28 protein-coding genes are annotated in these 15,061 nt (G+C 55.0%); all 28 read left to right on the top strand.

The window, feature by feature from the left end; genetic code table 11:
• Positions 1 to 35 precede the first annotated feature (35 nt).
• Complete coding sequence (rplC, locus tag AC3WTM_RS06535) at positions 36 to 671, top strand: 50S ribosomal protein L3 (protein WP_007955641.1); 636 nt, start codon at positions 36 to 38, stop codon at positions 669 to 671.
• A gap of 12 nt (positions 672 to 683) precedes the next feature.
• Entirely contained in the window at positions 684 to 1,286 is a 603-nt protein-coding gene (gene rplD / locus AC3WTM_RS06530) for a 50S ribosomal protein L4 (protein WP_003228735.1), read from the top strand.
• Complete coding sequence (gene rplW / locus AC3WTM_RS06525) at positions 1,283 to 1,582, top strand: 50S ribosomal protein L23 (protein ID WP_002555488.1); 300 nt, start codon at positions 1,283 to 1,285, stop codon at positions 1,580 to 1,582. The genes rplD and rplW overlap by 4 nt, the downstream gene beginning before the upstream one ends.
• A 14-nt stretch (positions 1,583 to 1,596) precedes the next feature.
• Positions 1,597 to 2,421, top strand: a complete 825-nt coding sequence (gene rplB, locus AC3WTM_RS06520) for a 50S ribosomal protein L2 (RefSeq protein ID WP_008018194.1) — start codon at positions 1,597 to 1,599, stop codon at positions 2,419 to 2,421.
• A 16-nt stretch (positions 2,422 to 2,437) separates the two neighbouring features.
• Positions 2,438 to 2,713 carry a 30S ribosomal protein S19 gene (gene rpsS, locus AC3WTM_RS06515; protein ID WP_002555486.1) on the top strand — a complete coding sequence of 92 codons (276 nt, stop codon included), beginning with the start codon at positions 2,438 to 2,440 and terminating at the stop codon, positions 2,711 to 2,713.
• 11 nt (positions 2,714 to 2,724) lie between these two features.
• A complete protein-coding gene (rplV, locus tag AC3WTM_RS06510) occupies positions 2,725 to 3,057 on the top strand; it encodes a 50S ribosomal protein L22 (RefSeq protein ID WP_003103908.1) in 333 nt (110 codons plus the stop codon).
• A gap of 13 nt (positions 3,058 to 3,070) precedes the next feature.
• Entirely contained in the window at positions 3,071 to 3,757 is a 687-nt protein-coding gene (gene rpsC, locus AC3WTM_RS06505) for a 30S ribosomal protein S3 (protein ID WP_007970424.1), read from the top strand.
• Between the two features lie 12 nt (positions 3,758 to 3,769).
• Entirely contained in the window at positions 3,770 to 4,183 is a 414-nt protein-coding gene (gene rplP / locus AC3WTM_RS06500; RefSeq protein WP_003228729.1) for a 50S ribosomal protein L16, read from the top strand.
• Positions 4,183 to 4,374, top strand: a complete 192-nt coding sequence (rpmC, locus tag AC3WTM_RS06495) for a 50S ribosomal protein L29 (protein WP_002555481.1) — start codon at positions 4,183 to 4,185, stop codon at positions 4,372 to 4,374. The genes rplP and rpmC overlap by 1 nt, the downstream gene beginning before the upstream one ends.
• A 2-nt stretch (positions 4,375 to 4,376) precedes the next feature.
• Positions 4,377 to 4,643, top strand: coding sequence for a 30S ribosomal protein S17 (gene rpsQ, locus AC3WTM_RS06490; protein WP_003176419.1), 267 nt, complete (start codon positions 4,377 to 4,379; stop codon positions 4,641 to 4,643).
• A 23-nt stretch (positions 4,644 to 4,666) separates the two neighbouring features.
• Complete coding sequence (gene rplN / locus AC3WTM_RS06485; protein WP_002555479.1) at positions 4,667 to 5,035, top strand: 50S ribosomal protein L14; 369 nt, start codon at positions 4,667 to 4,669, stop codon at positions 5,033 to 5,035.
• Between the two features lie 11 nt (positions 5,036 to 5,046).
• A complete protein-coding gene (rplX, locus tag AC3WTM_RS06480) occupies positions 5,047 to 5,361 on the top strand; it encodes a 50S ribosomal protein L24 (RefSeq protein ID WP_003176416.1) in 315 nt (104 codons plus the stop codon).
• 22 nt (positions 5,362 to 5,383) lie between these two features.
• Positions 5,384 to 5,923, top strand: coding sequence for a 50S ribosomal protein L5 (gene rplE / locus AC3WTM_RS06475; RefSeq protein ID WP_003210069.1), 540 nt, complete (start codon positions 5,384 to 5,386; stop codon positions 5,921 to 5,923).
• A 13-nt stretch (positions 5,924 to 5,936) separates the two neighbouring features.
• Positions 5,937 to 6,242: a 30S ribosomal protein S14 gene (gene rpsN, locus AC3WTM_RS06470; RefSeq protein WP_003176414.1), complete on the top strand. Its 306-nt coding sequence runs from the start codon at positions 5,937 to 5,939 to the stop codon at positions 6,240 to 6,242.
• 209 nt (positions 6,243 to 6,451) lie between these two features.
• A complete protein-coding gene (gene rpsH / locus AC3WTM_RS06465) occupies positions 6,452 to 6,844 on the top strand; it encodes a 30S ribosomal protein S8 (protein WP_003186040.1) in 393 nt (130 codons plus the stop codon).
• Positions 6,845 to 6,856: 12 nt separating this feature from the next.
• Positions 6,857 to 7,390 (top strand): 50S ribosomal protein L6, encoded by a 534-nt coding sequence (gene rplF, locus AC3WTM_RS06460; RefSeq protein WP_003176412.1) that lies wholly within the window; start codon positions 6,857 to 6,859, stop codon positions 7,388 to 7,390.
• A gap of 10 nt (positions 7,391 to 7,400) precedes the next feature.
• Positions 7,401 to 7,751, top strand: coding sequence for a 50S ribosomal protein L18 (gene rplR, locus AC3WTM_RS06455; protein ID WP_003186037.1), 351 nt, complete (start codon positions 7,401 to 7,403; stop codon positions 7,749 to 7,751).
• A 3-nt stretch (positions 7,752 to 7,754) separates the two neighbouring features.
• Positions 7,755 to 8,255, top strand: coding sequence for a 30S ribosomal protein S5 (rpsE, locus tag AC3WTM_RS06450; protein ID WP_003186035.1), 501 nt, complete (start codon positions 7,755 to 7,757; stop codon positions 8,253 to 8,255).
• A gap of 2 nt (positions 8,256 to 8,257) precedes the next feature.
• Positions 8,258 to 8,434 (top strand): 50S ribosomal protein L30, encoded by a 177-nt coding sequence (gene rpmD, locus AC3WTM_RS06445; protein ID WP_003176408.1) that lies wholly within the window; start codon positions 8,258 to 8,260, stop codon positions 8,432 to 8,434.
• A gap of 3 nt (positions 8,435 to 8,437) precedes the next feature.
• Positions 8,438 to 8,875: a 50S ribosomal protein L15 gene (gene rplO, locus AC3WTM_RS06440; RefSeq protein ID WP_003228720.1), complete on the top strand. Its 438-nt coding sequence runs from the start codon at positions 8,438 to 8,440 to the stop codon at positions 8,873 to 8,875.
• The gene (gene secY, locus AC3WTM_RS06435; protein WP_102672158.1) at positions 8,876 to 10,204 is read left to right on the top strand and encodes a preprotein translocase subunit SecY; all 1,329 of its coding nucleotides are present in this window, start codon (positions 8,876 to 8,878) and stop codon (positions 10,202 to 10,204) included.
• Positions 10,205 to 10,228: 24 nt separating this feature from the next.
• Entirely contained in the window at positions 10,229 to 10,345 is a 117-nt protein-coding gene (gene rpmJ / locus AC3WTM_RS06430) for a 50S ribosomal protein L36 (protein ID WP_002555468.1), read from the top strand.
• A 130-nt stretch (positions 10,346 to 10,475) separates the two neighbouring features.
• Positions 10,476 to 10,832, top strand: a complete 357-nt coding sequence (rpsM, locus tag AC3WTM_RS06425) for a 30S ribosomal protein S13 (protein WP_009045849.1) — start codon at positions 10,476 to 10,478, stop codon at positions 10,830 to 10,832.
• A 30-nt stretch (positions 10,833 to 10,862) separates the two neighbouring features.
• Positions 10,863 to 11,252, top strand: coding sequence for a 30S ribosomal protein S11 (gene rpsK / locus AC3WTM_RS06420; protein WP_002555466.1), 390 nt, complete (start codon positions 10,863 to 10,865; stop codon positions 11,250 to 11,252).
• Between the two features lie 18 nt (positions 11,253 to 11,270).
• Entirely contained in the window at positions 11,271 to 11,891 is a 621-nt protein-coding gene (gene rpsD / locus AC3WTM_RS06415) for a 30S ribosomal protein S4 (RefSeq protein ID WP_003176404.1), read from the top strand.
• 22 nt (positions 11,892 to 11,913) lie between these two features.
• Positions 11,914 to 12,915: a DNA-directed RNA polymerase subunit alpha gene (locus AC3WTM_RS06410; protein WP_007970428.1), complete on the top strand. Its 1,002-nt coding sequence runs from the start codon at positions 11,914 to 11,916 to the stop codon at positions 12,913 to 12,915.
• 42 nt (positions 12,916 to 12,957) lie between these two features.
• On the top strand, positions 12,958 to 13,344 hold the full coding sequence (gene rplQ, locus AC3WTM_RS06405; RefSeq protein ID WP_007970429.1) for a 50S ribosomal protein L17: 387 nt from the start codon (positions 12,958 to 12,960) through the stop codon (positions 13,342 to 13,344).
• 237 nt (positions 13,345 to 13,581) lie between these two features.
• Positions 13,582 to 15,036, top strand: coding sequence for a catalase (locus AC3WTM_RS06400; protein WP_102672157.1), 1,455 nt, complete (start codon positions 13,582 to 13,584; stop codon positions 15,034 to 15,036).
• The last annotated feature ends 25 nt before the right edge of the window (positions 15,037 to 15,061 follow it).

Here is a 15,061-nt window from a genome sequence, read left to right as displayed (position 1 = left end):
GGGTGAAAGCCCCGTACACTCATGAGGTTTACAACATGACTATTGGTGTAGTCGGTCGTAAAGCGGGTATGACCCGTATTTTCACCGAAGAAGGTGTCTCCATTCCGGTCACGGTCATTGAGATCGAACCGAATCGCGTCACCCAGTTCAAAACTGAAGAGACCGATGGCTATCGTGCAGTGCAAGTCACTGTCGGCGAGCGTCGTGCTTCGCGTGTAACAGCAGCTCAGGCTGGCCACTTCGCTAAAGCGAACGTTGCCGCTGGTCGTACCGTAATGGAATTCCGCCTTGAAGAAGGCGAGTACCAGGCCGGCGATCTGATCAACGCTGAAATCTTCGCCGCTGGTCAACTGGTTGATGTAACCGGTCAGTCCAAGGGTAAAGGCTTCCAGGGTACGATCAAGCGTTGGAATTTCCGCGGGCAAGATAACACCCACGGTAACTCCGTATCCCACCGCGTTCCAGGCTCTATCGGCCAGTGCCAGACTCCTGGTCGTGTATTCAAGGGCAAAAAAATGTCCGGTCATATGGGCGCTGAGCGCGTGACCGTGCAGTCCCTCGAAGTAGTGCGCGTGGACGCTGAACGCAATCTGTTGTTGGTCAAGGGCGCTGTTCCTGGCGCTACTGGCGGCAACTTGGTTGTACGTCCAGCAGCCAAGGCTCGCGGTTAAGGGGAAGCTGACATGCAATTAAATGTAAATGACGCTCAAGCGATCGAAGTTTCCGAACTGACATTTGGCGGCGAATTCAACGAGACGCTGGTTCACCAAGCAGTCGTAGCCTACATGGCTGGCGGTCGTCAGGGTTCCAAGCAGCAAAAGACCCGTTCCGACGTTCGTGGTGGCGGTAAGCGCCCATGGCGTCAGAAAGGTACTGGCCGTGCTCGTGCCGGTACTATCCGTAGCCCAATCTGGCGTGGCGGCGGTACCACTTTCGCAGCTCGTCCTCAGGATCACTCCCAGAAGCTGAACAAGAAGATGTACCGCGCAGCAATGCGTTCCATCCTTGCTGAGCTGGTGCGTACTGATCGTCTGGTCGTGGTTCAGGATTTCGCCGTTGAAACGCCGAAAACCAAAGACCTGCTGGGCAAACTGAACAACATGAGCCTGACCGACGTTCTGATCGTGTCCGACGCTGTTGATCAGAACCTGTACCTGGCTGCTCGTAACCTGCCACACGTAGATGTGCGTGACGTGCAAGGTTCCGATCCAGTTAGTCTGATCGCATACGACAAGGTGTTGATCACCGTGTCGGCCGTGAAGAAATTCGAGGAGCTGCTGGGATGAACCAGGAACGCGTATTTAAAGTTCTGCTTGGCCCGCACGTTTCCGAGAAGGCTACGGTTCTGGCAGACAAGAAAGGCCAGTTCGTTTTCAAGGTTGCTACCGACGCAACCAAGCTGGAAATCAAGAAGGCCGTCGAAAGCCTGTTCAGCGTGAAAGTAGAGCGTGTTACTACCCTGAATGTTCTGGGTAAGAGCAAGCGCACTGCTCGCGGTCTGGGCAAGCGTAATGACTGGAAGAAGGCAGTTATCTCCCTTCAGCCAGGCCAAGATCTCGATTTCAGCAGCAGTGCTGAGTAAGGAAGGGGTGCATCATGGCAATCGTTAAATGCAAACCGACTTCCCCTGGCCGCCGTTTTGTGGTCAAGGTGGTCAACCAGGAGCTGCATAAAGGGGCTCCTCACGCACCGCTGCTCGAGAAGAAATCGAAGACTGGTGGTCGTAACAACAATGGCCGTATTACCACTCGTCACATCGGTGGTGGTCATAAGCAGCATTACCGTATGGTCGATTTCCGTCGCAACGACAAAGATGGCATCGTCGCCACTGTCGAGCGTATCGAATACGATCCAAACCGTACTGCTCACATCGCACTGCTCTGCTACGCAGACGGCGAGCGCCGCTACATCATCGCCCCTAAAGGCGTGAGTGCTGGCGACACGCTGATCGCTGGCGCTCTGGCTCCAATCAAGCCAGGTAACGCTCTGCAACTGCGCAACATTCCAGTCGGTTCTACCGTACACGGCATCGAACTGAAGCCAGGTAAAGGCGCACAGATCGCTCGTTCCGCTGGTGCTTCGGCTCAGCTGATCGCTCGTGAAGGCGTGTACGTTACCCTGCGTCTGCGTTCCGGTGAAATGCGTAAAGTCCTGGCTGAATGCCGTGCGACCCTGGGCGAAGTCTCGAACTCCGAGCACAGCCTGCGTTCGCTGGGTAAAGCTGGTGCCAAACGCTGGCGTGGCGTTCGCCCAACCGTTCGTGGTGTTGCCATGAACCCGGTTGACCACCCACATGGTGGTGGTGAAGGTCGTACCTCTGGTGGTCGTCATCCGGTATCGCCATGGGGCTTCCCGACTAAGGGCGCGAAGACTCGTGGTAATAAGCGTACCGACAAAATGATCGTCCGTCGTCGCAAGTAAATAGAGGGATACGACAGTGCCACGTTCTCTGAAAAAAGGTCCTTTTATCGATCTTCACCTACTGAAGAAGATCGAAGTGGCGGCGGAAAAGAACGATCGCAAACCGGTGAAAACCTGGTCGCGTCGTTCGATGATCCTGCCACAAATGGTCGGTCTGACCATCGCAGTACACAACGGTCGTCAGCACGTCCCAGTTCTCGTGAACGAAGACATGGTCGGCCACAAACTGGGCGAGTTCGCCGGTACCCGCACTTATCGCGGGCACGTGGCAGACAAGAAAGCCAAGCGTTAAGGGGTTAGGAAATGGAAGTAGCCGCTAAGTTGTCGGGCGCTCGAATCTCCGCCCAGAAAGCCCGCTTGGTCGCCGACCAGATCCGCGGGAAGAAGGTGGGCGAAGCGCTCAACCTGTTGGCTTTCAGCAGTAAGAAAGCCGCCGAGATCATGAAGAAAGTGCTGGAGTCGGCCGTAGCCAACGCCGAGCATAACGAAGGCGCAGACGTTGATGACCTGAAGGTCAGCACTGTTTTCGTCAACGAAGGGCGTTCGCTGAAGCGCATCATGCCACGTGCCAAAGGCCGTGCTGATCGCATCGTCAAGCGGTCTTGCCATATCACTGTCAAGGTTGCTGACAAGTAACGGAGTCGAAGAGATGGGTCAGAAAGTACATCCCATTGGCATTCGCCTGGGAATCGTCAAGGAGCACACCTCCGTCTGGTACGCAGACGGTCGGACTTATGCGGACTATTTGCTCGCAGATCTGAATGTGCGTGAGTACCTCCAAGACAAACTAAAAAGCGCGTCCGTAAGCCGTATCGATATCCATCGTCCGGCCCAAACTGCACGCATCACCATCCACACCGCTCGTCCAGGTATCGTTATCGGGAAGAAAGGTGAAGATGTTGAGAAACTGCGTCAGGACCTGACCAAGCAAATGGGTGTGCCTGTGCACATCAATATCGAAGAGATCCGCAAGCCGGAGCTCGACGGTATGCTGGTTGCGCAGAGCGTAGCTCAGCAGCTGGAGCGTCGCGTAATGTTCCGTCGCGCTATGAAGCGCGCAGTACAGAACGCCATGCGCATTGGTGCCAAAGGCATCAAAATCCAAGTGAGCGGTCGTCTCGGCGGTGCTGAAATCGCACGTACTGAATGGTATCGCGAAGGTCGTGTGCCATTGCACACCCTGCGTGCCGACATCGACTATGCCAACTACGAAGCTCACACCACTTACGGTGTGATCGGTGTAAAGGTTTGGATCTTCAAAGGCGAAGTAATTGGTGGTCGCCAAGAAGAACTGAAACCACAAGCACCAGCGCCTCGTAAAAAAGCTGCTAAGTAAGGGGTACGCCAAATGTTGCAACCAAAGCGTACGAAGTTCCGCAAGCAGATGACTGGTCACAACCGTGGCCTGGCATTGCGCGGTAGCAAAGTCAGCTTCGGCGAGTTCGCGCTGAAGTCTGTTGCTCGTGGTCGTCTCACCGCTCGTCAGATCGAGTCAGCGCGTCGTGCTCTGACCCGTCACGTAAAACGTGGCGGCAAGATCTGGATCCGTGTATTCCCGGACAAGCCGATCTCCAAAAAACCTCTCGAGGTTCGGATGGGTAAAGGTAAGGGTAACGTGGAATACTGGGTTGCCCAGATTCAGCCAGGCAAAGTCCTGTATGAAATCGAGGGTGTTTCTGAAGAGCTGGCGCGTGAGGCTTTCGCCCTGGCTGCTGCAAAGCTGCCGCTCGCCACCTCCTTTGTTAAACGGACGGTGATGTGATGAAAGCGAATGAACTTCGTGAAAAATCCGCACAGCAGCTGAACGAGCAACTGCTCGGCCTGCTGCGCGACCAGTTCAATCTGCGTATGCAGAAAGCAACTGGCCAGTTGGGGCAGTCTCATCTGCTCTCGCAAGTTAAGCGTGACATCGCTCGCGTGAAGACTGTGCTCAACCAGCAGGCAGGTAAGTAATCATGGCTGAAGCCGAAAAAACTGTCCGTACGCTGACTGGCCGTGTTGTCAGCGACAAGATGGACAAAACCATCACCGTTCTGATCGAGCGTCGCGTTAAGCACCCGATCTACGGTAAATACGTTAAGCGTTCGACTAAGCTGCACGCGCACGACGAAACCAATCAGTGCCACATCGGCGACAAAGTCACTATTCGTGAAACTCGTCCTTTGGCCAAGACCAAGTCTTGGGCGCTGGTTGATGTTCTCGAACGCGCTGTGGAAGTCTAAGGACTAGGGGTCGGAGAAATTATATGATTCAGACTCAATCCATGCTCGATGTGGCCGATAACAGCGGCGCTCGCCGCGTTATGTGCATCAAGGTGCTGGGTGGCTCCCATCGTCGTTACGCTGGTATCGGTGACATCATCAAAGTTACAGTGAAGGAAGCAATTCCTCGCGGTAAAGTGAAAAAAGGCCAAGTGATGACTGCTGTTGTAGTCCGCACTCGTCACGGCGTACGTCGTGCTGATGGCTCCATTATCCGCTTTGATGGCAACGCTGCTGTTCTTCTGAACAACAAGCAAGAGCCGATCGGCACCCGTATCTTTGGGCCAGTGACCCGTGAACTTCGTACTGAGAAGTTCATGAAGATCGTCTCGCTCGCCCCAGAAGTGCTGTAAGGAGATCCGACATGCAAAAGATTCGTCGTGACGACGAGATCATCGTGATCGCCGGCAAAGACAAAGGTAAGCGCGGTAAGGTGCTTAAGGTTCTCGCTAACAACCGTCTGGTTATTGGTGGTCTGAACCTGGTCAAGCGTCATACCAAGCCTAACCCTATGTCGGGCGTGCAGGGCGGTATCGTCGAAAAAGAAGCTCCACTGGATGCTTCTAACGTCGCCATTTTCAACGGCGAAACCAACAAGGCTGACCGCGTTGGTTTCAAAGTAGAAGACGGCAAGAAAATTCGTGTCTTCAAGTCGACCCAAAAAGCGGTTGATGCTTGAACACTGCTAGGTAGATGAGACCATGGCACGACTAAAAGAGATTTACCGGAAGGAAATTGCTCCGAAACTTAAGGAAGAACTTAAGCTTTCGAACGTGATGGAAGTTCCGCGCGTTACCAAAATCACCCTGAACATGGGTCTGGGCGAAGCGATCGGCGACAAAAAAGTCATCGAGCACGCTGTTGCTGACCTGGAAAAGATCACCGGCCAGAAAGTCGTTGTGACCTACGCTCGCAAATCCATCGCAGGCTTTAAAGTCCGTGAAGGTTGGCCGATCGGCGTCAAAGTGACCCTGCGCCGTGAGCGTATGTACGAGTTCCTGGATCGTCTGCTGTCGATCTCCCTGCCTCGGGTTCGCGACTTCCGCGGCCTGAATGCCAAGTCCTTCGATGGTCGTGGCAACTACAGCATGGGCGTGAAAGAGCAGATCATCTTCCCGGAAATCGACTACGACAAGATCGATGCTCTCCGCGGTCTGGACATCACCCTGACCACCACTGCCAAGAACGATGATGAAGGCCGCGCTCTGCTGCGTGCGTTCAAATTCCCGTTCCGCAACTGATTGGAGTAGGACCATGGCCAAGATGAGCATGAAAAACCGCGAGCTGAAGCGTCAGCTCACGGTTGCCAAGTACGCCAAGAAGCGTGCAGCACTGAAAGCTATCATCGTTGATCTGAACGCAAGTCCAGAAGCGCGTTGGGAAGCTACAGTAGCCCTGCAGAAGCAGCCACGTGACGCAAGCGCTTCGCGCATGCGTAACCGCTGCCGCCTGACCGGTCGTCCACACGGCGTTTACCGCAAGTTCGGCCTCGGCCGTAACAAGCTGCGTGAAGCTGCTATGCGTGGTGACGTACCGGGTCTGGTTAAAGCCAGCTGGTAAGTACTGTCAAAGTCTCGGTGTCCAGGATCGCAAGATCCTGACCACCGGTGGCCTTGAATCTGAATCAAGCCCCTTTTGGGGCTTGATTCATTTCTGGGGTGTGTCTAGAATACCCGGCTCGCCTGAGCCCGTGTTTTTCATGCTCGGAGATTCTCGGCGACACGTAATAGCCGCAAGGCTAATTTTTTTGTATTAGGAGCGTCTAGCCCATGAGTATGCAGGACCCGTTAGCGGACATGCTAACTCGTATCCGTAATGCCCAGATGGCTGAAAAGTCCGTCGTAAGCATGCCATCTTCCACGTTGAAGGTAGCTGTTGCCAAAGTCCTGAAGGACGAAGGTTACATTGCGGGTTATCAGATCAGCAGCGAAATCAAACCACTGCTGTCCATCGAGCTGAAGTACTTCGAAGGCCGTCCGGTTATCGAAGAAGTGAAGCGCGTTAGCCGTCCAGGCCTGCGTCAGTACAAGTCCGTCGATGATCTGCCAAAAGTTCGTGGCGGTCTCGGTGTGTCTATCGTCTCCACCAACAAGGGTGTGATGACTGATCGTGCTGCGCGCGCTGCCGGTGTCGGCGGCGAAGTTCTTTGCACTGTGTTCTAAGGGGGGATAAGCATGTCTCGCGTCGCTAAGAACCCCGTTAAGCTGCCAGCCGGTGTCGAAGTAAAATTCGCAGGCCAACAGCTTTCGGTGAAGGGTGCCAAGGGCACTCTCGAACTGAACATCCACTCGTCCGTTGAGATCGTTGAAGAAGCTGGTGAGCTGCGTTTCGCTGCTCGCAATGGCGATCAACAGACTCGCGCGATGGCTGGTACCACTCGTGCGTTGGTAAACAACATGGTCCAGGGCGTAAGCCAAGGCTTCGAGCGCAAGCTCCAGCTGGTCGGTGTTGGTTACAAAGCGCAAGCAAAAGGCACAGTGCTGAACCTGGCTCTTGGCTTCTCGCACCCAGTGGATTACGAACTGCCGGAAGGCATCACCGCTGAGACTCCTAGCCAGACCGATATCCTGATCAAGGGCATCGACAAGCAGCTGGTAGGTCAAGTGGCCGCCGAGATCCGCGACTTCCGTCCACCAGAGCCGTACAAAGGCAAAGGTGTGCGCTACGCGGACGAAGTCGTCCGTCGTAAAGAAGCCAAGAAGAAGTAGGGCATAGCAAATGACCGACAAAAAAGTTACTCGACTGCGTCGCGCTCGCAAAGCACGCCTGAAAATGCACGAACTCGAAGTCGTGCGTCTCTGCGTGTTCCGCTCTTCGCAGCACATCTACGCCCAGGTCATTTCGGCCGACGGCAACAAAGTCCTGGCAAGCGCCTCGACTTTGGATAAAGAACTGCGTGATGGTGCCACCGGCAACATCGACGCGGCCACTAAGGTTGGCCAGCTGGTCGCTACGCGTGCTAAGGCCGCTGGCGTCTCGCAAGTGGCTTTCGACCGCTCTGGCTTCAAGTACCACGGCCGCGTTAAAGCGCTGGCTGATGCTGCTCGTGAAGCTGGGCTGGAGTTCTAAGTTATGTCAAATAACGACCAAAAGCGCGACGAAGGCTACATCGAGAAGCTGGTTCAAGTTAACCGCGTAGCCAAAACCGTTAAAGGCGGCCGTATCTTCACCTTCACCGCGTTGACCGTGGTTGGTGATGGTAAGGGCCGTGTTGGCTTCGGCCGTGGCAAGTCGCGTGAAGTGCCTGCTGCGATCCAGAAGGCAATGGAAGCTGCTCGCCGCAACATGATCCAGGTTGATCTGAACGGCACCACTCTGCAGTACGCAATGAAGTCCGCTCACGGCGCTTCGAAGGTGTACATGCAGCCTGCTTCTGAAGGTACCGGTATCATCGCTGGCGGCGCTATGCGTGCTGTCCTCGAAGTTGCTGGCGTTCAGAACGTTCTGGCCAAGTGCTACGGCTCGACTAACCCTGTAAACGTGGTTCACGCCACTTTCAAGGGTTTGAAAGCAATGCAGTCTCCTGAATCCATTGCCGCCAAGCGTGGCAAAAGCGTCAAGGAGATCTTCTGATCATGGCTACCGTAAAAGTAACGCTGATCAAAAGCATGACCGGCCGCATCCCTAACCACAAACTGTGCGTTAAGGGTCTGGGTCTGCGTCGCATCGGTCACACTGTAGAAGTCCAGGATACTCCCGAGAATCGCGGGATGATCAACAAGGCTTACTACATGCTGCGTGTCGAGGGTTAATCGATGAAACTCAATGATCTGAGTCCAGCGCCGGGTTCCCGTCGCGAAAAGCATCGTCCGGGCCGTGGTATCGGTAGCGGTTTGGGTAAGACTGGTGGCCGTGGTCACAAAGGTCAGACCTCCCGCTCCGGTGGCACCATTGCTCCAGGCTTTGAAGGCGGTCAACAGCCGCTGCATCGTCGCCTGCCGAAGTTCGGTTTCGTTTCCCTGAAAGCCATGGATCGCGCAGAAGTGCGTTTGTCTGAGCTGGCTAAAGTGGAAGGCGACATCGTCACCGTGCAGTCCCTGAAAGATGCCAACGTGATCAATGTCAACGTACAGCGTGTGAAAATCATGCTGTCCGGTGAAGTGACTCGCGCTGTCACTATCGGCAAGGGAATCGGCGCCACCAAGGGTGCGCGTGCGGCTATCGAAGCAGCTGGCGGCAAGTTCGAGGAATAAATGGCTAAGCAAGGTGCTCTCTCTGCGCTCGGCAAAGGCGGTATGTCTGAACTCTGGGCTCGTCTGCGTTTTCTGTTCCTGGCGATTATCGTCTACCGAATAGGCGCACACATCCCGGTTCCAGGTATCAACCCGGACCGACTCGCGGACCTGTTTCGACAGAATGAGGGGACCATTCTTAGCTTGTTCAACATGTTTTCCGGCGGCGCGCTGGAGCGGATGAGCATCTTTGCACTGGGGATCATGCCGTACATCTCGGCATCGATCATCATGCAACTGATGACCGCCGTCAGCCCGCAGCTGGAGCAGTTGAAGAAGGAAGGTGAAGCTGGCCGTCGCAAGATCAGCCAGTACACCCGCTACGGCACTGTCATCCTCGCCCTGGTTCAGGCTATCGGCATGTCCGTTGGCCTGGCGGGGCAGGGTGTTGCGTTCACTGGTGACTTTGGCTTCCATTTCGTCGCGGTAACCACGTTTGTGGCTGGTGCGATGTTCATGATGTGGCTGGGTGAGCAGATTACTGAGCGTGGTGTTGGCAACGGTATCTCGATGTTGATTTTCGCAGGTATCGTCGCCGGTCTTCCGAGAGCGATCGGGCAGTCTTTCGAGTCTGCACGTCAGGGTGATATCAACATCTTTGCCCTGGTTGCCATCGGTTTGCTGGCAGTAGCGATTATCGGTTTCGTGGTGTTCATTGAGCGTGGTCAGCGTCGTATTGCTGTTCACTACGCCAAGCGTCAGCAGGGCCGCAAGGTCTTCGCTGCGCAGACCAGCCACTTGCCGCTGAAGGTGAACATGGCCGGTGTTATTCCGGCTATTTTCGCGAGCAGCATTTTGCTGTTCCCGGCTTCGTTGGGTGCCTGGTTCGGTCAGTCTGAAGGTATGGGCTGGTTGCAGGACATCTCGCAGTCGATCGCTCCTGGTCAGCCGTTGAATATTCTGCTGTTTAGTGCAGGGATTATTTTCTTCTGCTTCTTCTATACGGCGTTGATGTTCAATCCGAAAGACGTAGCGGAAAACCTGAAGAAGTCCGGTGCCTTTATTCCGGGCATCCGTCCAGGTGAGCAGTCTGCGCGCTACATTGATGGCGTTCTGACTCGCTTGACCATGTTCGGTGCTCTTTACATGACGGCCGTCTGCCTGTTGCCCCAGTTCCTGGTGGTTGCAGCCAACGTACCGTTCTACCTTGGCGGGACCTCGTTGCTGATCGTCGTCGTGGTTGTGATGGACTTCATGTCCCAAGTACAATCGCACCTCGTTTCGCACCAGTACGAATCCCTGATGAAGAAAGCCAACCTGAAGGGTTACGGCAGCGGCATGCTGCGCTGACCCATAAGGTTCGAGGAGTTGGTGATGAAAGTTCGTGCATCGGTGAAAAAGCTGTGCCGTAACTGCAAGATTATTCGCCGCGAAGGTGTTGTTCGAGTAATTTGCAGCGCGGAACCGCGTCACAAACAGCGCCAAGGCTGAGTGTGATTGTGCTTCAAGCCCGGCAGCTAGTGCGCTGCCGGGTTGATTATTTGTTATTACAGCGATATTATCTCGCGCCCTATTTCTTGGCTTCCGGGGCGTAGGTAGCTGTCAATTGGAGTCCCACTGAATGGCCCGTATTGCAGGCGTTAACATTCCAGATAACAAGCATACTGTTATCTCGCTGACCTACATCTATGGTGTTGGTCGCACTACTGCACAGAAAATTTGTGCAGAGACTGGGGTAAACCCAGCAGCAAAGATCAAAGATCTGAGCGACGAGCAAATTGAACAGCTGCGTGGCGAAGTGGCGAAGTTCACCACTGAAGGTGACCTGCGTCGCGAAATCAACATGAAAATCAAGCGCTTGATGGACCTCGGTTGCTATCGCGGTCTGCGTCATCGTCGCGGTCTTCCAGTGCGCGGTCAGCGTACCAAGACCAACGCGCGTACCCGTAAAGGTCCGCGTAAGCCGATCCGCAAGTAATCGCCCCAGCGAATCGACAGGAATTTAATCATGGCAAAACCTGCTGCTCGTCCTCGTAAAAAAGTTAAAAAGACAGTGGTTGATGGCATCGCCCACATCCATGCATCTTTTAACAACACCATCGTGACCATCACCGACCGTCAAGGTAACGCTCTTTCCTGGGCTACCTCCGGTGGTTCGGGTTTCCGCGGTTCCCGCAAGTCCACCCCGTTTGCTGCTCAAGTAGCTGCTGAACGTGCTGGTCAAGCTGCGCTGGAATACGGCCTGAAAAACCTCGACGTCAACGTCAAAGGTCCAGGTCCAGGTCGTGAATCCGCAGTCCGCGCTTTGAACGGCTGTGGCTACAAGATCGCCAGCATCACCGACGTGACGCCAATCCCGCACAACGGGTGCCGTCCGCCGAAGAAGCGCCGCGTGTAATCCAGGAGATTGTAAAGAATGGCTCGTTACATTGGTCCAAAATGCAAACTCGCTCGTCGCGAAGGCACCGATCTCTTCCTGAAGAGCGGCGTGCGCGCGATCGAATCGAAGTGCAACATTGAAGCAGCACCTGGTATCCACGGCCAACGCCGCGGTCGCCAGTCCGACTACGGCACCCAACTGCGTGAAAAGCAGAAGGTCCGTCGTATCTACGGCGTTCTCGAGCGTCAGTTCAGCGGCTACTACAAAGAAGCTGCTGGCAAGAAAGGTGCAACCGGTGAAAACCTGCTGCAACTGCTCGAATGCCGTCTGGACAACGTTGTATACCGTATGGGCTTTGGTTCGACTCGTGCCGAATCCCGTCAGCTGGTATCGCACAAGTCGATCAGCGTAAACGGTCAGACCGTTAACGTTCCGTCCTACCAGGTTCGTGCTGGTGACGTGGTCGCTGTTCGCGAGAAAGCAAAAAATCAACTTCGCATTGTCCAAGCTCTCGATCTGTGTGCCCAACGTGGCCGCGTAGAATGGGTAGAAGTAGACACTGAGAAGAAGTCGGGCGTTTTCAAGAACGTTCCAGCTCGCAGTGATCTGTCCGCCGACATCAACGAAAGCCTGATTGTCGAGCTCTACTCCAAGTAAGGGCTAGAAAATAGGTGCATCCATGCAGATTTCGGTAAATGAGTTCCTGACACCCCGCCACATTGATGTGCAGGTTGTCAGTCCAACCCGCGCCAAGATCACTCTCGAGCCTCTCGAGCGTGGCTTTGGCCATACCCTGGGCAACGCGCTGCGCCGCATCCTGTTGTCCTCAATGCCCGGCTGTGCAGTAGTCGAGGCCGAGATTGACGGTGTGCTCCATGAGTACAGCGCCATCGAAGGTGTACAGGAAGACGTAATTGAAATCCTGTTGAACCTTAAAGGTCTGGCTATCAAGCTGCACGGTCGTGACGAAGTTACGCTGACCTTGTCGAAGAAGGGTTCGGGGGTGGTTACCGCTGCCGATATTCAGCTGGATCATGATGTCGAGATCGTTAATCCCGATCACGTAATCGCTAACCTGGCGTCTAACGGCGCCCTGAACATGAAGCTCGTAGTAGCTCGTGGTCGTGGTTATGAACCGGCAGACTCGCGTCAGAGCGATGAAGACGAAAGCCGCAGCATCGGTCGCTTGCAGCTTGACTCTTCGTTCAGCCCAGTTCGCCGTATCGCATACGTGGTGGAAAACGCCCGTGTCGAGCAGCGTACTAACCTGGACAAGCTGGTTATTGATCTGGAAACCAACGGTACTCTGGATCCTGAAGAGGCTATTCGCCGCGCTGCAACCATCCTGCAACAGCAGTTGGCTGCGTTCGTCGACCTCAAGGGTGACAGTGAGCCAGTGGTTGTCGAGCAGGAAGACGAGATCGATCCGATCCTGCTTCGCCCGGTTGACGATCTGGAACTGACTGTACGTTCGGCTAACTGCCTTAAGGCGGAAAACATCTACTACATCGGTGACCTGATTCAGCGTACCGAAGTAGAGCTGTTGAAGACTCCGAACCTGGGCAAGAAATCCTTGACTGAAATCAAGGACGTTCTGGCCTCCCGCGGTCTGTCCCTCGGCATGCGCCTCGACAACTGGCCGCCTGCAAGTCTTAAGAAGGACGACAAGGCGACTGCCTGATCGTCGTAATCACCGAACGTAGTGTTTGGTAAGGAATGAACCATGCGTCATCGTAAAAGTGGTCGTCACCTGAGCCGCACCAGCTCGCACCGCAAGGCCATGTTCCAAAACATGGCGGTGTCGCTGTTCGAGCACGAGCTGATCAAAACTACTCTGCCAAAAGCTAAAGAACTGCGCCGCGTTGCCGAGCCGCTGATCACTTTGGCCAAGACAGATAGCGTTGCTAACCGCCGTCTGGCTTTCGACCGTACTCGTTCGAAAGCTATCGTTGGTAAGCTCTTCAACGACCTGGGCAAGCGTTACGCTACCCGTGAGGGTGGCTACCTGCGCATCCTCAAGTGCGGTTTCCGCGCTGGCGACAACGCGCCTATGGCGTACGTCGAGTTGGTTGATCGTGCTACTGCTGGCGAAGCTGTATCTGCCGAGTAAGACGTCAGTCTGAAACAAAGAACCGGGCCTAGTGCCCGGTTTTTTGTGCCTGTAAGAAACGCGCCCTCTGTACAAGCGCCTCCCGCGTCCTCGTCGTCATTATGTGATGGGGATGATCATTAGTTTTTCTCTATCGATGCCTGCAAGTTAATGAATTTGTAGCTGTCATATTGATGATCAATACTCCCTCTCAGCCGATAGCCGGCAGTTCAAGACCGACAGAGGAAGGAAGATCGCATGAGCCAAAACAAAACGCTTACCACCGCCAGTGGCGCTCCTGTTGCCGATAACCAGAATTCCCGTTCCGCCGGCCCTCGTGGCCCGCTGCTGCTCGACGACTTTCACCTGATCGAGAAGCTTGCCCACTTCAACCGTGAAAACATCCCTGAGCGCCGTGTACACGCCAAAGGCTCGGGTGCCTACGGTACGTTCACCGTGACCCGCGATATCACTCAATACACCAGCGCGAAGCTGTTTGAGACAGTCGGCAAGCAAACTCCGACTTTCCTGCGGTTTTCCACCGTGGGCGGTGAGCGGGGTTCGGCTGATACCGAGCGTGATCCGCGCGGGTTCGCCTTGAAGTTTTATACCGAGGAAGGCAACTGGGACATCGTCGGCAACAACACCCCCGTGTTCTTCATTCGCGATCCACTGAAGTTCCCGGACTTTATCCACACCCAGAAGCGTTTGCCGCAAAGCAACCTGAAGAGTGCCCAGGCGATGTGGGACTTCTGGTCGCATTCGCCCGAGGCGCTGCACCAGGTCACCATCCTGTTCTCCGACCGGGGTATCCCTGATGGATACCGTCACATGCATGGTTTTGGCAGCCACACTTACAGCCTCATCAACGCTCAAGGTGAGCGTCACTGGGTGAAGTGGCACTACAAGACCAAGCAGGGGATCAAGAACCTTGCTCCAGCGGAGGCTGCGCGCCTGGCGGGCACTGATCCGGATTACGCCCAACGCGACCTGTTCAATGCCATCGAGCAGGGTGATTTCCCGAAATGGCGCGTATGCATCCAGATCATGAGCGAAGCTCAGGCAGCGGCGCACTACGAGAACCCCTTTGATGTCACCAAGACCTGGTCGCAGAAAGAGTTTCCACTGATTGAAGTCGGAGAACTGGAGCTCAATCGCAATCCGCTGAACTACTTTGCTGAAGTCGAGCAAGCGGCATTCGGTCCCAGCAACATGGTCCCAGGTGTTGGCTTATCGCCTGACCGCATGCTGCAAGGTCGAGTATTCGCTTACGCGGATGCTCACCGCTACCGTGTTGGCACCAATCACCAGCAATTGCCGGTTAATGCGCCTCGCAGTCCGGTGAACAGCTACCAGCGTGATGGTTCGATGGCGTTTGGCAGTAACGGCGGTGCGGCACCCAACTACGAGCCGAACAGCTACGTTGAGTCGCCGAAGCAAGCGCCTCGCTATGCGGAGCCGCCATTGGCACTGAGCGGTGCGGCTGATCGCTACGATCACCGCGAGGATACCGACTACTACAGCCACGCCGGCGCGTTGTTCCGCTTGATGACTGGGGAGCAGCAATCATTGCTGGTTAGCAACATTGCCGGTGCGATGGCGGGTGTATCGAGTGATGTGGTTGATCGCCAGTTGCAGCACTTCTACAAGGCTGACCCGGCGTATGGAGAAGCAATCGCAAAGCTGCTCAACGTACAGCTTAACGAAGTCTAAATGAGAAGCAGAACCGCCCTTATTT

The organism is Pseudomonas sp. EU05-FHT14B02, assembly GCF_058791055.1.
Note: the sequence above shows the minus strand (reverse complement) of the source record. Positions and strands in the feature narration are given on the sequence as shown.

What these genes read in the sequence shown, in the direction of transcription:
- rplQ (WP_007970429.1), top strand. Translation starts at nt 12,958, where the DNA reads ATGCGTCATCGTAAAAGTGGTCGTCACCTGAGCCGCACCAGCTCGCAC.
- rpsD (WP_003176404.1), top strand. Translation starts at nt 11,271, where the DNA reads ATGGCTCGTTACATTGGTCCAAAATGCAAACTCGCTCGTCGCGAAGGC.
- rplR (WP_003186037.1), top strand. Translation starts at nt 7,401, where the DNA reads ATGACCGACAAAAAAGTTACTCGACTGCGTCGCGCTCGCAAAGCACGC.
- rplN (WP_002555479.1), top strand. Translation starts at nt 4,667, where the DNA reads ATGATTCAGACTCAATCCATGCTCGATGTGGCCGATAACAGCGGCGCT.
- rpmD (WP_003176408.1), top strand. Translation starts at nt 8,258, where the DNA reads ATGGCTACCGTAAAAGTAACGCTGATCAAAAGCATGACCGGCCGCATC.
- rplB (WP_008018194.1), top strand. Translation starts at nt 1,597, where the DNA reads ATGGCAATCGTTAAATGCAAACCGACTTCCCCTGGCCGCCGTTTTGTG.
- rpsE (WP_003186035.1), top strand. Translation starts at nt 7,755, where the DNA reads ATGTCAAATAACGACCAAAAGCGCGACGAAGGCTACATCGAGAAGCTG.
- rplO (WP_003228720.1), top strand. Translation starts at nt 8,438, where the DNA reads ATGAAACTCAATGATCTGAGTCCAGCGCCGGGTTCCCGTCGCGAAAAG.
- rplV (WP_003103908.1), top strand. Translation starts at nt 2,725, where the DNA reads ATGGAAGTAGCCGCTAAGTTGTCGGGCGCTCGAATCTCCGCCCAGAAA.
- rpsC (WP_007970424.1), top strand. Translation starts at nt 3,071, where the DNA reads ATGGGTCAGAAAGTACATCCCATTGGCATTCGCCTGGGAATCGTCAAG.
- rpmJ (WP_002555468.1), top strand. Translation starts at nt 10,229, where the DNA reads ATGAAAGTTCGTGCATCGGTGAAAAAGCTGTGCCGTAACTGCAAGATT.
- secY (WP_102672158.1), top strand. Translation starts at nt 8,876, where the DNA reads ATGGCTAAGCAAGGTGCTCTCTCTGCGCTCGGCAAAGGCGGTATGTCT.
- rplP (WP_003228729.1), top strand. Translation starts at nt 3,770, where the DNA reads ATGTTGCAACCAAAGCGTACGAAGTTCCGCAAGCAGATGACTGGTCAC.
- AC3WTM_RS06410 (WP_007970428.1), top strand. Translation starts at nt 11,914, where the DNA reads ATGCAGATTTCGGTAAATGAGTTCCTGACACCCCGCCACATTGATGTG.
- rpsQ (WP_003176419.1), top strand. Translation starts at nt 4,377, where the DNA reads ATGGCTGAAGCCGAAAAAACTGTCCGTACGCTGACTGGCCGTGTTGTC.
- rplE (WP_003210069.1), top strand. Translation starts at nt 5,384, where the DNA reads ATGGCACGACTAAAAGAGATTTACCGGAAGGAAATTGCTCCGAAACTT.
- rplF (WP_003176412.1), top strand. Translation starts at nt 6,857, where the DNA reads ATGTCTCGCGTCGCTAAGAACCCCGTTAAGCTGCCAGCCGGTGTCGAA.
- rplX (WP_003176416.1), top strand. Translation starts at nt 5,047, where the DNA reads ATGCAAAAGATTCGTCGTGACGACGAGATCATCGTGATCGCCGGCAAA.
- rpsN (WP_003176414.1), top strand. Translation starts at nt 5,937, where the DNA reads ATGGCCAAGATGAGCATGAAAAACCGCGAGCTGAAGCGTCAGCTCACG.
- rpsK (WP_002555466.1), top strand. Translation starts at nt 10,863, where the DNA reads ATGGCAAAACCTGCTGCTCGTCCTCGTAAAAAAGTTAAAAAGACAGTG.
- rpsH (WP_003186040.1), top strand. Translation starts at nt 6,452, where the DNA reads ATGAGTATGCAGGACCCGTTAGCGGACATGCTAACTCGTATCCGTAAT.
- rpmC (WP_002555481.1), top strand. Translation starts at nt 4,183, where the DNA reads ATGAAAGCGAATGAACTTCGTGAAAAATCCGCACAGCAGCTGAACGAG.
- rplW (WP_002555488.1), top strand. Translation starts at nt 1,283, where the DNA reads ATGAACCAGGAACGCGTATTTAAAGTTCTGCTTGGCCCGCACGTTTCC.
- rplC (WP_007955641.1), top strand. Translation starts at nt 36, where the DNA reads ATGACTATTGGTGTAGTCGGTCGTAAAGCGGGTATGACCCGTATTTTC.
- rpsM (WP_009045849.1), top strand. Translation starts at nt 10,476, where the DNA reads ATGGCCCGTATTGCAGGCGTTAACATTCCAGATAACAAGCATACTGTT.
- rplD (WP_003228735.1), top strand. Translation starts at nt 684, where the DNA reads ATGCAATTAAATGTAAATGACGCTCAAGCGATCGAAGTTTCCGAACTG.
- AC3WTM_RS06400 (WP_102672157.1), top strand. Translation starts at nt 13,582, where the DNA reads ATGAGCCAAAACAAAACGCTTACCACCGCCAGTGGCGCTCCTGTTGCC.